Raw genomic sequence first — 12,947 nt, 5'->3', positions numbered from 1 at the left:
TTGAAAATCCCGATTTCAGTTTTAGTCCTTATTCATAACAGAAATCAGGAAGTTCTCTTACTCGAACGAGCAGATCGGCCAGGATTTTGGCAATCGGTCACTGGTAGCCTTGATGAGATTGATGAGCCCCTAGAGAGGGCCGCCATTCGCGAAGTGGCAGAGGAGACTGGTATTGATATTCAAGCTTTACCTTTGGGCGCCTTACAAAATCTTCATCATGCTGTGGAGTATGATATTTACCCTAGCTGGCGCTATCGCTATCCGCCAGGGGTGGAGCGCAATACGGAACATTGGTTTGCGCTAGAAGTTCCCCCAAGTGCTGCGATTCGGGTGGCTCCACGCGAGCATCTGCAGTATGTTTGGCTACCCTATAAAGAGGCTGCCCAGAAATGTTTTTCTCATACAAACCGGGATGCCATTTTGCGGTTTTATGACAATCTATCTGCATTGAAATAATGAGAGGAACTCAGAACCGTCCATCAGGGGGTATGCTGCCAATTAAGCGAGCTGCTAATCGTTTTGACTGGCAAGTCATTAACGATCTTTTGCCATATCTATTTGAGCATCGCTTTCGGGTTCTCTTTGCCATGTTGTGCTTAGTGGCTGCTAAATTCGCTAACTTAGGAGTTCCCATTGTCTTAAAAGACCTGATTGATGCAATGAACATCAAGCCTGGCTCTTTGCAAAGTTATCTGATTGTTCCAGCAGGTTTGATTGTGGGATACGGCGCATTGCGCTTACTTGCTTCGTTGTTCTCCGAATTGCGCGAGTTACTTTTTGCCAAAGTGACCCAAAGTGCAGTTCGTAAGATTGCACTCCAAGTCTTTGAGCATTTGCATGCACTCAGTTTGCAGTTTCATTTGGGTCGTCAAACCGGGGGAGTCAGTCGCGATATTGAGCGTGGCACGCGCGGTATTCAAACCCTTGTCTCTTTTTCACTTTACAGTATTTTGCCAACCATCATTGAATTCGTTTTAGTGTTGGCATACTTCGCCTACAACTACGATATTTGGTTTGCAATCATTACCTTTGTTGCACTAGTGGTCTATATTTTTTATACGATCAAGGTAACCGAATGGCGCACCCATTACCGGCGAACCATGAATGAAATGGACTCAAAAGCCAATCAACGCGCGATTGATTCCTTGATTAACTTTGAGACCGTGAAGTATTTTGGAAATGAGCATTTTGAATCGCGTCGCTATGACGCAAATCTAAGGCATTACCAGTCCGCAGCGATTCTTTCTCAACAATCTTTAGCCATCTTAAATTTAGGTCAGCAGGCCATTATTGCAGTTGGCTTGGTTCTGATTTTATGGCGAGCCACTCAGGGGGTAGTCGATGGATCGATGACCTTAGGCGACTTAGTGCTTGTGAATACGCTGATGATTCAGCTATATATCCCCTTAAATTTTTTGGGGGTGATTTATCGTGAAATGAAGCAGTCGATCACTGATATGGATCATATGTTCACCCTTTTAAATGAAGATCAAGAAATCAAAGACTCTAAAGACGCTAAGCCTTTGCATATTCGGGATTTTGCCAAGGGTCCCGAAATTCGGTTTGATCATGTCTATTTTTCTTATAACGACAAGCGTGAGATTTTGAAAGACCTGAGCTTTACGATCCCGGCTGGAACAATTACGGCAGTGGTTGGTCAAAGTGGTGCTGGTAAAAGTACCTTAGCAAGGCTTCTCTTTCGTTTTTATGATGTCCAATCAGGGGCGATCTTGTTGGATGGTCAAAACATTCAAGAGGTCGAGCAAGCTAGTTTGCGAAAAGTGATTGGAATTGTTCCCCAAGATACTGTTTTGTTTAATGACAGTATTGCGTACAACATTGCCTATGGAAATCCACAGGCAAGTCATGAGGCGATCGTTGAGGCGGCGCGTGCCGCACAAATGAGTCAATTTATTGAGCATCTTCCGCAAGGGTATGAGACCCCCGTGGGTGAACGCGGTCTTAAGCTTTCAGGCGGTGAGAAACAGCGAGTTGCTATTGCACGCACTCTTTTGAAAAAGCCTGCCTTATTAATTTTTGATGAAGCCACTTCGGCACTAGATTCAAAAACAGAACGTGCCTTTCAGGATGAATTATTTAATTTGGCTAAGAATCGAACGACATTGATTATTGCTCATCGACTTTCAACGGTGGTCCATGCCGACCAAATCTTAGTGATGGAGCACGGGCAAATTATTGAACGCGGCACGCATTATGAGCTTTTAGAATCCAATGGTCGCTATGCTTCCATGTGGCAGTTACAAGAAAACGCACCGATTGACCCTGATCAAGCCATTGATAATTAGGCTTAAAATGGGCGAATGCGAACCACACAGCCCTCCTCAAGTCGTCAGCTACATTTAGAGGGCGCGTTTGCGGCGGCACTCGCTGTTGCCGATCCCAAAAAAATCGTCCCAGAGTACCTCGCTAAAATTTTTCCGGCTGGCAATCTACCGCAAGGTCGTTGCCTCGTAGTTGGTGCTGGTAAAGCCAGTGCGGCGATGGCAAGTGCTTTAGAGGCCTATGCCAAAACCCACTGGCCAGAAACTCCAATCGATGGTTTGGTGATTACGCGTTATGGTCATGCATCACCTACTCAGAGAATTACGATTGTCGAGGCGGGTCATCCAGTGCCGGATCAGGCCGGTATGGATGGTGCTGCTGAAGTTTTGCGCCTGGTAAATACCTTGCAATCTGGCGATACTCTAATTGCTCTTGTTTCAGGTGGGGGTTCAAGCTTGTTAACTTTGCCTCAGCGAGGGATCACGATCGACGATATGCGTAAAACCACTGAGGCTTTACTCAACTGTGGTGCGCCGATTGAAGAGATGAATATTGTCCGCAAACATTTATCAGCCATCTTAGGTGGTAATTTAGCGCGTGTCGCACTTTCTCGAGGGGCTCGAGTCGAGGCCTTGCTTATTTCAGATGTGACCGGCGACCATCCAGCGGATATCGCGAGTGGACCATGTGCACCGGATTATTCAAGCTATAGCGATGCTTTACAGATTTTTACTAAATACCATTTGGATGAAAGATATCTTCCAAGTTCGGTATTGAGCCATTTACGAAAAGGGCTAGCGGGGGAGATCCCTGAAACCTTAAAGCAGTCAGAGATTGATCACCATCACTTTTCTCTGCGTAATCATGTGATTGCTACAGCACATCGAAGCCTGCAAGCCGCAGCAAACTATTGCAAAGGGCATGGATACACCCCAATTATTTTGGGGGATACGATTACTGGTGAGGCTAAAGACGTTGGTCTTGTGCATGCGGGCATTGCTCGCGAGTTAGCCCATCATGCCAGTTGGGGAAAGCCACCGGTGGCGCTTATTTCTGGTGGGGAGTGCACAGTTACTCTGCCCTCCGGAACTCAGGGGCGCGGCGGTCGCTGCTCCGAATTCTTACTTTCTTTATATGCTGCAACCTCTGATTTAAAGACCTTATCTGCCATTGCTGCTGATACGGATGGTATTGATGGTAGCGAAAAAAATGCAGGTGCTTGGTTTACCCCCGAGCTGCGTTTACTCGCCATGGAAAAAAATCTACGCGCCAGTCAGTTTCAGCAATCGCATGATTGCTACGGTTTCTTTGCCGAACTGAATGCCTTGGTGCACACTGGCCCAACCTTAACTAATGTGAACGATTTTCGAATGATTTTGATCGACCAAACATGAGCAGAACTATCACCATCACGCGCCCTGACGATTGGCATTTGCATGTTCGAGATGGTGCGGTCCTTAATGATGTTTTGGCGCATACTGCAGCTCAATTTGGGCGTGCGATCATCATGCCTAACCTAAAGCCTCCAGTTACCACCGTTGATTTAGCTAAAGCCTACGAGGCCCGGATTCAGAAGGCATTAAAACAACTGGAAATTAGTCATTTCTCGCCGCTTATGACTTTATATCTCACTGACAATACGTCTGCCGATGAGGTTAAAAAGGCAAGTGAGAACAGCATTATTGGATTTAAGTTGTATCCTGCAGGCGCCACCACAAATAGTGATGGCGGTGTCACGAATATAAAAAAAGCATACTCCGCTCTGGAGGCGATGCAGCGCTTCTCAGTACCCTTATTAATTCATGGTGAAGTCACTGAGCAGGCAATTGATATCTTTGATCGTGAAGCAGTCTTTATTGATCGCATCTTAGACCCCATTCGAAAGGATTTTCCAGAATTACGAATCGTGTTTGAGCACATTACGACTAAGCAAGCTGCGCATTATGTGCGTGATGCGAATACCAATGGCAAAAATACCTTGGCTGCAACGATTACAGCGCATCATTTATTGATGAACCGAAATAGCTTATTTACCGGTGGCATTCGTCCCCATCATTATTGCTTACCGGTTTTAAAGCGCGAGGAGCATCGAATTGCCTTGGTAGAAATGGCAACTAGCGGTAATCCACGTTTTTTCTTGGGAACGGATAGCGCTCCCCATCCAAAAGGCGAAAAGGAGAGCAGTTGTGGTTGCGCAGGGTGTTACACCGCGCACAATGCTTTAGGGCTTTATGCCGAGGCTTTTGATAGGGTTGGGAAGCTCGATCGGCTCGAGGGATTTGCAAGTCATTATGGTGCCGACTATTACAACTTACCTCGACATACAGAGACAATTACTCTGGTCAACCAACCCCAAGCCGTGCCATTTGAGTATCCAATGGGCAAGTCAACCCTAGTGCCTTTGCGTGCAGGGGAAACCATCGGCTGGTCGATTGCTAGTTAACTCTGCAGTGCAAATTTATATCCTCGTTTAGACTGTCATCGCAGAGTTAACCAGGCAATCGCTGCTTTCGTAAGAAAGGAGAGGAAAGTCCGGACTCCATAGGGCAGGGTGTTGGCTAACAGCCATCCACGGTGACGTGCGGAATAGGGCCACAGAGACGAGCGTATTGAGTTACGGTGAAACGCGGCAACCTCCACTCGGAGCAATCCCAAGTAAGCAAATGTTGACATGGCCCGTCGAGTTTGCGGGTAGGGAGCTTGAGCCTGTAGGTAACTGCAGGCCTAGAGGAATGATTGCCCCTTAATGCAAATTAGGGCGACAGAATCCGGCTTATCGGTTAACTCTGCACTACTTCAAAGCTATAGGTAATCTCAGCCGTTTTGCCAAGCATTGCAGTTGCTGAGCAGTATTTATCGTGAGAAAGTGAAATGGCACGCTCAACTTTGCTGGGATCTAAGTTCGAGCCTTTCACCAAAAAATGCAGATTCATTTTGGTGAATACCTTAGGATCGGATTCAGCCCGCTCGGCCTGTAGCAAAACTTCACAAGCGCTCACCGATTGACGGGAGCGCTGTAGGATTAAAACGACATCAAACGCTGTACAGCCTCCGGCACCTGCTAGTAGTAACTCCATTGGACGGGGTGCAAGATTATTCCCTCCAGCCTCAGGGGCGCCGTCCATATTGAGGATATGGCCCGTTCCTGTCTGTGCCATAAATGCCATCCCAGCTTCAGGCAACCAGTTTATTTTGCATTCCATCATATAAAAATCCTCAAAAAATATTATTTCTATTTAAATCAATGTGTTATATTAAAAAATGGCCCTGTAAGTCTTATATAAAAGATAGGGTAAACCCAAATTTTTTCTTGCATTGCACAAGTTTTAATCTTAAAATGATTTCATTGATGTCAATCTTGATTTACAAAAGTTGTTTTTTTACTATCAAGTTTGCATTCTACTGATGTCTCCTCCACCCAAACATTGGTGGATTTCAACCCGGGATTGATTCCCGGGTTTTTTTTGATATACAATTCAATGCTTTACTGAATTACCGATTCGGTCAGCGGTAATTTGTTGTACCAATTGAGGGATTAGATCTGCGAGCCTGCAATCATAAGCGGAGCCAAAGTGCGATTTCTGAATTGGAGTGTGTTGACCAAACAATTTGAAAGTAATCATGAAAACCTTTTCCGCAAAACCGCATGAGGTAAAGCGCGAGTGGTTCGTGATTGACGCTACGGACAAAGTCCTCGGTCGTGTCGCCAGTGAAGTGGCACTCCGTCTACGCGGCAAGCACAAACCCGAATTTACCCCACACGTCGATACCGGCGATTTCATTGTCGTTATTAATTCGTCCAAACTCCGTGTGACTGGAAGTAAGGGACTCAATAAGATTTATTACCGTCATAGTGGCTACCCCGGTGGAATAAGCTCGACCAACTTTGACAAGATGCAAGAGCGCTTTCCAGCGCGTGCTCTTGAGAAGGCCGTAAAAGGGATGTTACCCAAAGGCCCACTTGGCTATGCCATGATCAAGAAGCTCAAAGTCTATGGCGATGCTACGCATCCCCACACGGCTCAACAGCCTAAACCTTTAGAGATTTAAGGAAGCGATATGTACGGAAATTGGAACTACGGAACAGGACGTCGCAAGAGCTCAGTAGCTCGCGTCTTCATTAAATCAGGCAAGGGTGAGATTACCGTGAATGGCAAGCCCATTGACGCTTATTTTGCTCGTGAGACCTCACGCATGATTGCTCGTCAGCCTCTAGCGCTAACTAGCAATCTAACCACGTTTGACATTCAAGTAAACGTTAGCGGCGGTGGTGAGACCGGGCAAGCTGGTGCCGTTCGTCATGGTGTAACGCGTGCGTTAATTGATTATGACGCCGCACTTAAGCCAACTTTGTCAAAAGCCGGATTGGTTACTCGTGATGCCCGTGAGGTTGAGCGTAAGAAAGTTGGCTTACACGGTGCTCGCCGTCGTAAGCAATTTAGTAAGCGTTAAGCGACACCGAAATGTCTGTAAGGGGCCGCTAATGCGGCCCTTTATTTTTATACAATCTATGAATTGATAAGCTGCAATGGAGAAGAGCATGATTAAGGTCGGTATTGTGGGTGGCACGGGGTATACGGGCGTTGAATTGCTGCGCCTTTTATCCCAGCATCCCCAGGTCCAACTGCATTCGATCACTTCTCGTTCCGAAGCGGGGATGGCCGTTGCAGAAATGTTTCCATCCTTACGTAAGCGGGTGGATTTGAAATTTACTACTCCGGAAAATGCCAAGCTTACCGAGTGTGACGCCGTATTTTTTGCGACCCCTCACGGTGTTGCAATGGCGCAGGCCAAAGAATTACTGGCGGCTAATGTGAGGCTATTGGATCTTGCTGCAGACTTTCGTCTTCAAGATACCAAGGTTTTTGAGCAATGGTATGGCATGCCTCATGCATGCCCGGACATCCTTAAAGAGGCGGTTTATGGTTTGCCAGAGATCAATCGGGAGAAAATTAAGAAAGCTCGTGTCGTCGGTTTGGCTGGCTGCTACCCAACCTCCGTGCAGCTAGGGCTTGCTCCCTTGTTGTCGCCAAAGAATGGTTATTCAAAACCGCTAATTGATTCTCAACGAATCATTGCTGACTGTAAATCAGGTACTTCAGGCGCTGGCCGTAAAGCCGAAATTGCTACCTTGCTGTCGGAGGCAAGCGATAACTTCAAAGCGTATGCCGTGAAAGGTCATCGTCATTTGCCGGAGATTACACAGGGACTAAAAGCAATTGCTGGCCATGATCAAGTAGCCTTGACGTTTGTACCCCATTTGACACCCATGATTCGGGGGATCCATTCGACCTTATATGTTCACTTGACGCCAGAGGGTAGCTCGGTCGACTTTCAGGGGCTGTATGAAGGTTTTTATGCCAATGAGCTCTTCGTGGATGTCATGCCGCCGGGAAGCCATCCAGAGACCCGCTCGGTACGGGGTAGTAATGGCATGAAGATCGCAATTCATCGGCCTGGCGGTGGCAATACTCTCGTCATTTTGGTGGTCGAAGATAACTTAGTGAAAGGCGCCTCGGGACAAGGTGTTCAGTGCCTAAACTTAATGTTTGGTTTGCCTGAATCCATGGGCTTAGAACAAATCGCTTTAATGCCTTGATTCACCTTGTGCAAATAGGGGAATTAAAGCCTACAATCAACCGTATAGACGTCTAAAAGGAGTAACCATGACCGCTACCAATACTGCAATAGAACAAGCTCCAGCGATGGCAGAGCCGCCTGTCCCTTTGATTTTTACGGACAGCGCAGCCGCTAAGGTTGCCGATTTAATTGCTGAAGAAGGAAATCCTGAACTAAAACTTCGTGTATTTGTTCAAGGCGGTGGATGTTCCGGATTTCAGTATGGTTTTACTTTTGATGATGCCGTTAATGAGGATGACACCAGTTTTGAAAAAAATGGGGTGACCTTGTTGGTGGATTCAATGAGCTTTCAATATCTTGTGGGCGCAGAGATTGACTATAAAGAAGACATCAACGGTTCACAGTTTGTAATTAAAAACCCCAATGCAACGACTACCTGTGGTTGCGGCTCATCTTTTTCAGCCTAATTCATTTCAGGCAGGATAAAGCGCCCCAAGGATTCGTAAGCCCTTTGCTCCAGTAACGGCCGGCACATTTGCTGGCCGTTTTTGCATGAAGGCCCAGGCTAACCAAGCAAACGCTAAACTTTCAACTAGCTGAGGATCAATTCCGAATTGGGCCGATGATGCAATCTTTAAATTCGGCATTTGATCACGTGCTTGAATTTTAAGAAGCTCAAGCAAAGCAATATTTCGAACGCCCCCTCCACACACAATTAGGGTCTGAGTATTGCTCGCAAAGGATCGTAATGCCTTGAGGATGCTATCAATTGTGAGCTGTAAGAGAGTGGCTTGAACATCTTCAGGGGTAAGCGAGAGTCCAGTCATTAAATCGTCTAGCCAGCGCAAATTAAAGTAATCCCGCCCCGTACTCTTAGGAGGTTGCTTTGTAAAGTAAGGATCTTGGAGCATCCGCGACAAGAGTTCTGAGTCGGGAGTACCCGAACTGGCCCATTGCCCGTCATCATCAAATGCTTTTCCATGATGGCGATAAATCCAGGCATCAAGCAATAAATTACCCGGCCCACAATCAAAACCAAATACCTCACCGGATCTCGGAAGAATCGTCAGATTTGCAATCCCACCAATATTTAGAATGGCACGGTTTTCCAGGGGGTCGTAAAACTGTTCACGATGAAAGGCGGGGACTAAAGGAGCGCCTTGACCACCAGCTGCCATGTCACGAGTTCGAAAATTAGCAATGACATTTATTCCAGTGAGCTCAGCCAATAAAGCCGGATTAAGGCTCTGATGGGTATAGCTTTTGAGATGATCGGATGCTGGTTGATGACGCAGTGTTTGCCCATGGGCGCCAATCGCAGATATCGAACTGGGTTGAATATTTTGAATTCGCAATAGTTCTTGGCATAACTCTGCATACGATTTGGCAAGCGCGTTGGCAACTAAGTGTTCACGGTGCAGCTCGGCATTGGTCGCGAACTGTAATTCTGCTAGTTCAGACTTCAGATTCGTATCAAAGCCGACACTATGGGACTGAATCAGACGTGCTTTACCCGCGGCATCGATCTCGGCTAAGACCGCATCAATACCATCTAGGCTAGTTCCCGACATGAGTCCAATAAATAGGGAACTGGGTATGTTTGCTTGATTAGAATTCAAAGGTGTAGCGAACTTTCTTGAGAATGCGACAATATCACGTTGACGATATTAAACCTTTAATTTAACTGAAAAAATTAGGCATGAGCACAAAATCCTATCCAGTGACCCCACGCGTTCTTGAGGCCATGGAAGTCACTAAGCGTGGCTGCGAGGAGTTGCTGGTCGAGGCAGATTGGCTTCAAAAATTAGCACGTAGCGAGGCAACCCAAAAGCCATTACGAATCAAATTAGGTTTAGATCCAACCGCGCCAGATATTCATTTGGGCCATACCGTTGTTTTGAATAAGCTACGCCAGTTGCAGGATCTGGGTCATACCGTCATTTTCTTGATTGGCGACTTTACCAGCATGATTGGGGATCCCTCGGGGCGCAATAGTACCCGTCCGCCATTAACTCCCGAAGAGATTGCTGTGAATGCAAAAACGTATTACCAGCAAGCGAGCATTATCTTAGATCCTAGCAAAACGGAAGTGCGTTATAACAGCGAGTGGTGCGATGCCTTGGGCGCGCGAGGCATGATTACCTTAGCTGCTAAATATACAGTCGCTCGCATGCTCGAACGCGATGACTTCACAAAACGCTATCGTGGTGGTGTACCAATTTCAGTGCATGAGTTCTTGTATCCATTAATGCAGGGTTATGACTCAGTAGCTTTGCAAAGTGATTTAGAGCTGGGCGGTACTGATCAAAAGTTCAATCTTCTCGTCGGTCGCGAACTACAAAAAGAGTATGGCCAAGAGCCGCAATGCATCTTGACGATGCCTCTCTTGGTCGGCCTCGATGGGGTTGAGAAAATGAGTAAGTCAAAAGGCAATTACATCGGTATCAACGAGCCCGCCAATGAAATGTTTGGAAAGGTGATGAGTATTTCCGATGAGCTCATGTGGAGCTACTTCACATTATTGTCATTTAGGCCCATGGCTGAAATTGATCAAATGAAGCAAGAAGTCGCTGCGGGCCTCAATCCGCGAGATTGCAAAGTGTTATTGGGTCAAGAGATTGTGGAGCGGTTTCATTCGCAGGCCGCTGCAGAGAAGGCGCTGGAAGACTTTAATCATCGTGCCAAAGGTGGAATACCCGACGATATTCCTGAGCTTGAGTTATCCGGGGCTCCGCTAGGTATCGCTGCTCTTTTGAAAGCTGCTAATTTGGTACCATCGACCTCGGAGGCTAATCGCAATATTGAGCAACATGGTGTGCGTATTGACGGAGCAGTAGTAAGCGATAAGGCTTTGAAAGTAGAGCCAGGCACCTACGTAATCCAAGTTGGTAAGCGCCGCTTTGCCAAAGTTACAGTTAAAAAATAACTGAATTTAATCTAGCAAGTCGAGATTTGCAGAGTTACTTGGGGCCTTGAGGCCAAAATGTTCATAACACTGACGAGTGGCAATGCGACCGCGTGAGGTACGTTGCAAATACCCTTGCTGAATCAAAAAGGGTTCCAACACATCTTCGATAGTGTCGCGTTCTTCGCCAATGGCCGCAGCTAAATTATCAATACCGACTGGACCGCCATTAAATTTATGCAAGATTGCTTCAAGGAGTTTGCGGTCCATGACATCAAATCCCATTGGATCAACATCTAGCATGGCTAGGGCAGCGTCAGCCATTGACTTCGTTATTACCCCGCTGCCCTTTACTTCTGCGTAGTCCCGAACCCTGCGAAGCAAACGGTTCGCAATCCGAGGCGTACCGCGGGCTCGGCGCGCGATCTCGCTTGCGCCCTGGGGATCAATTTGGGCGTTGAGTAAAGTAGCCGATCGTTCAATAATCTTTGTGAGTTCTGCCGAAGAATAAAACTCAAGTCTTGCCACAATCCCAAAACGATCGCGCAAGGGATTGGTCAACATACCAGCTCGCGTTGTTGCTCCAATCAAGGTAAAAGGCTTGAGATCTAACTTCACGCTACGGGCTGCAGGACCCTCGCCAATCATGATGTCAAGCGAGTAATCCTCAAGGGCTGGGTAGAGAATTTCTTCAACCACTGGTGAAAGCCGATGAATCTCATCAATAAATAGAACATCGTTTTCTTCAAGGTTGGTAAGAAGTGCGGCAAGATCACCGGGGCGATCCAATACTGGACCACTGGTTTGTCGAAGATTAACCCCCAGTTCTCGGGCAATGATGTGCGCTAAAGTCGTTTTGCCTAAACCGGGCGGACCAAACAATAAAACATGATCTAAGGCTTCTTTGCGCTTGCGCGTTGCGTTGATGAAGATTTCGAGTTGCGAGCGTGCCTTACTTTGACCAACGTATTCATCGAGCTGTTTTGGACGAAGAGCTCTCTCAAAGACAGCTTCGGCCTGTCCAGCCCCAGGGCTGACAATGCGGTCACTATCATCATCGGTATCTAAGTTATCAGTATGAATCGCCACACTTAAGCCTTTGAGAGGGATTTAAGGGCGATCTTAATCCCATCCGAAACACTGGTATCGACAGGGATTTGACGAATCGCAAGATGCGCTTCTTTATCCGAGTAGCCCAAAGAGACTAAGGCTTGAATGACTTCGGAAGTGACATCTGGCTTACCGGAGGCATTCTGAGCAACTCCTAAATCGGGGGCTAATTTACCTTTGAGTTCTAACAAAAGGCGCTCAGCCGTCTTTTTGCCAATGCCGGGAACTCGAACGAGGGCACCTGGATCTTGGGTCGCAATAGCTTGAATTAACTCATTCACACTCATACCCGATAGCACCGCTAGGGCAGTGCGTGCCCCAACCCCACTGATCTTAATCAGAGACCGAAACGCATGACGCTCAGCTTCCGTTGCAAAACCAAATAATTGCTGTTGATCTTCGCGTACATGAAAGTGCGTGAGTAGAGTAATTAACTGACCGATGGCTGGGAGCTGATAGAGGGTGCTCATGGGTACGTCAACTTCATAGCCGACACCATGGCAATCGATCAGCAATTTGGGAGCTGAAATCGTAATAAGTGTGCCATGGATACGTCCAATCATGACTCTATCTTAACGCTTTGCTTTAGTCATTTGAACTTGATGATGGTGAGCGGCACAAATAGCGACCCCGAGCGCATCGGCTGCATCCGGTGATGGACTTTTTTTGAGCTTCAGTAAGCGCTTTACCATTTCTTGCATTTGTGTTTTGTTAGCCCGACCGGTACCAACAATGGCTTGCTTGATGCCACGCGCGCTGTATTCAGAAACCGAAAGACCCGTCGATACGAGAGCGGCAATCACGGCACCGCGTGCTTGACCAAGCATGAGCGTGGAGCGCGGATTAACGTTTAAGAAGATTTCCTCAATCGCAGCGGCATCAGGCTGATAGTGAAGGAGTACCTCTTGGACCCCCTGATACAAGGTACCCAGACGGTGAGGCAAGCCTAAGGCAACCTCACCGCTCTCAATGATTCCTGAACTGATGTAGCGCAATTGTTGACCTTCGAGCTCAATCACTCCAAAGCCAGTGGTTCGTAAGCCAGGATCAATACCTAACCAACGCATGA

14 protein-coding genes and 1 other RNA gene are annotated in these 12,947 nt (G+C 47.0%); 10 read left to right on the top strand and 5 right to left on the bottom strand.

The window, feature by feature from the left end:
• The 5 genes from nudB (at position 1) to rnpB (ending at position 5,075) form a co-directional block, all read left to right on the top strand.
• Positions 1 to 456, top strand: coding sequence for a dihydroneopterin triphosphate diphosphatase (gene nudB, locus ICV32_RS09170; RefSeq protein WP_251371849.1), 456 nt, complete (start codon positions 1 to 3; stop codon positions 454 to 456).
• Positions 457 to 488: 32 nt separating this feature from the next.
• On the top strand, positions 489 to 2,306 hold the full coding sequence (locus ICV32_RS09165) for an ABC transporter ATP-binding protein/permease (RefSeq protein ID WP_251371848.1): 1,818 nt from the start codon (positions 489 to 491) through the stop codon (positions 2,304 to 2,306).
• A gap of 15 nt (positions 2,307 to 2,321) precedes the next feature.
• On the top strand, positions 2,322 to 3,677 hold the full coding sequence (locus ICV32_RS09160; RefSeq protein ID WP_215370311.1) for a glycerate kinase: 1,356 nt from the start codon (positions 2,322 to 2,324) through the stop codon (positions 3,675 to 3,677).
• Entirely contained in the window at positions 3,674 to 4,726 is a 1,053-nt protein-coding gene (pyrC, locus tag ICV32_RS09155; RefSeq protein WP_215370309.1) for a dihydroorotase, read from the top strand. The genes ICV32_RS09160 and pyrC overlap by 4 nt, the downstream gene beginning before the upstream one ends.
• Positions 4,727 to 4,768: 42 nt before the next feature.
• An RNA gene (rnpB, locus tag ICV32_RS09150) (RNase P RNA component class A) lies at positions 4,769 to 5,075 on the top strand.
• Here the strand turns inward: rnpB and ICV32_RS09145 are convergent.
• A complete protein-coding gene (locus ICV32_RS09145) occupies positions 5,064 to 5,486 on the bottom strand; it encodes an OsmC family protein (protein ID WP_215372698.1) in 423 nt (140 codons plus the stop codon). The genes rnpB and ICV32_RS09145 overlap by 12 nt on opposite strands.
• 418 nt (positions 5,487 to 5,904) lie before the next feature.
• Between ICV32_RS09145 and rplM the strand changes: the two genes are divergently transcribed.
• The 4 genes from rplM (at position 5,905) to erpA (ending at position 8,330) form a co-directional block, all read left to right on the top strand.
• On the top strand, positions 5,905 to 6,333 hold the full coding sequence (gene rplM / locus ICV32_RS09140; protein ID WP_215370306.1) for a 50S ribosomal protein L13: 429 nt from the start codon (positions 5,905 to 5,907) through the stop codon (positions 6,331 to 6,333).
• A gap of 9 nt (positions 6,334 to 6,342) precedes the next feature.
• Positions 6,343 to 6,735: a 30S ribosomal protein S9 gene (gene rpsI / locus ICV32_RS09135; protein ID WP_108509102.1), complete on the top strand. Its 393-nt coding sequence runs from the start codon at positions 6,343 to 6,345 to the stop codon at positions 6,733 to 6,735.
• An 88-nt stretch (positions 6,736 to 6,823) separates the two neighbouring features.
• Positions 6,824 to 7,882, top strand: a complete 1,059-nt coding sequence (gene argC, locus ICV32_RS09130; RefSeq protein WP_215370303.1) for an N-acetyl-gamma-glutamyl-phosphate reductase — start codon at positions 6,824 to 6,826, stop codon at positions 7,880 to 7,882.
• Between the two features lie 67 nt (positions 7,883 to 7,949).
• Positions 7,950 to 8,330, top strand: a complete 381-nt coding sequence (erpA, locus tag ICV32_RS09125; RefSeq protein ID WP_215370300.1) for an iron-sulfur cluster insertion protein ErpA — start codon at positions 7,950 to 7,952, stop codon at positions 8,328 to 8,330.
• A gap of 6 nt (positions 8,331 to 8,336) precedes the next feature.
• Here the strand turns inward: erpA and ICV32_RS09120 are convergent, their stop codons facing one another.
• The gene (locus ICV32_RS09120) at positions 8,337 to 9,482 is read right to left on the bottom strand and encodes an anhydro-N-acetylmuramic acid kinase (protein ID WP_371817056.1); all 1,146 of its coding nucleotides are present in this window, start codon (positions 9,480 to 9,482) and stop codon (positions 8,337 to 8,339) included.
• An 80-nt stretch (positions 9,483 to 9,562) separates the two neighbouring features.
• Here ICV32_RS09120 and tyrS point away from each other — a divergent pair, with 80 nt between their 5' ends.
• Entirely contained in the window at positions 9,563 to 10,789 is a 1,227-nt protein-coding gene (tyrS, locus tag ICV32_RS09115; protein ID WP_215370298.1) for a tyrosine--tRNA ligase, read from the top strand.
• Between the two features lie 6 nt (positions 10,790 to 10,795).
• On the opposite strand, the gene ruvB is transcribed toward tyrS, so the two are convergent.
• From ruvB to ruvC, 3 genes are read right to left on the bottom strand one after another with little or no spacing between them, the layout of a single operon-like run.
• Positions 10,796 to 11,857 (bottom strand): Holliday junction branch migration DNA helicase RuvB, encoded by a 1,062-nt coding sequence (gene ruvB / locus ICV32_RS09110; RefSeq protein ID WP_215370295.1) that lies wholly within the window; start codon positions 11,855 to 11,857, stop codon positions 10,796 to 10,798.
• A gap of 2 nt (positions 11,858 to 11,859) precedes the next feature.
• Positions 11,860 to 12,441 carry a Holliday junction branch migration protein RuvA gene (gene ruvA / locus ICV32_RS09105; protein ID WP_215370292.1) on the bottom strand — a complete coding sequence of 194 codons (582 nt, stop codon included), beginning with the start codon at positions 12,439 to 12,441 and terminating at the stop codon, positions 11,860 to 11,862.
• A 9-nt stretch (positions 12,442 to 12,450) separates the two neighbouring features.
• Positions 12,451 to 12,945, bottom strand: coding sequence for a crossover junction endodeoxyribonuclease RuvC (gene ruvC / locus ICV32_RS09100; protein ID WP_215370289.1), 495 nt, complete (start codon positions 12,943 to 12,945; stop codon positions 12,451 to 12,453).
• Positions 12,946 to 12,947: the final 2 nt, after the last annotated feature.

Origin of the sequence: Polynucleobacter sp. MWH-UH24A (genome assembly GCF_018687475.1) — a bacterium.
GTDB lineage: Bacteria > Pseudomonadota > Gammaproteobacteria > Burkholderiales > Burkholderiaceae > Polynucleobacter.
Note: the sequence above shows the minus strand (reverse complement) of the source record. Positions and strands in the feature narration are given on the sequence as shown.

Bases quoted from the DNA above. Each gene is read 5' to 3' on its own strand.
- argC (WP_215370303.1), top strand. From the start codon at position 6,824: ATGATTAAGGTCGGTATTGTGGGTGGCACGGGGTATACGGGCGTTGAA.
- pyrC (WP_215370309.1), top strand. From the start codon at position 3,674: ATGAGCAGAACTATCACCATCACGCGCCCTGACGATTGGCATTTGCAT.
- rplM (WP_215370306.1), top strand. From the start codon at position 5,905: ATGAAAACCTTTTCCGCAAAACCGCATGAGGTAAAGCGCGAGTGGTTC.
- tyrS (WP_215370298.1), top strand. From the start codon at position 9,563: ATGAGCACAAAATCCTATCCAGTGACCCCACGCGTTCTTGAGGCCATG.
- ruvC (WP_215370289.1), bottom strand. From the start codon at position 12,945: ATGCGTTGGTTAGGTATTGATCCTGGCTTACGAACCACTGGCTTTGGA.
- erpA (WP_215370300.1), top strand. From the start codon at position 7,950: ATGACCGCTACCAATACTGCAATAGAACAAGCTCCAGCGATGGCAGAG.
- ICV32_RS09160 (WP_215370311.1), top strand. From the start codon at position 2,322: ATGCGAACCACACAGCCCTCCTCAAGTCGTCAGCTACATTTAGAGGGC.
- ICV32_RS09145 (WP_215372698.1), bottom strand. From the start codon at position 5,486: ATGGAATGCAAAATAAACTGGTTGCCTGAAGCTGGGATGGCATTTATG.
- ruvA (WP_215370292.1), bottom strand. From the start codon at position 12,441: ATGATTGGACGTATCCATGGCACACTTATTACGATTTCAGCTCCCAAA.
- ICV32_RS09165 (WP_251371848.1), top strand. From the start codon at position 489: ATGCTGCCAATTAAGCGAGCTGCTAATCGTTTTGACTGGCAAGTCATT.
- rpsI (WP_108509102.1), top strand. From the start codon at position 6,343: ATGTACGGAAATTGGAACTACGGAACAGGACGTCGCAAGAGCTCAGTA.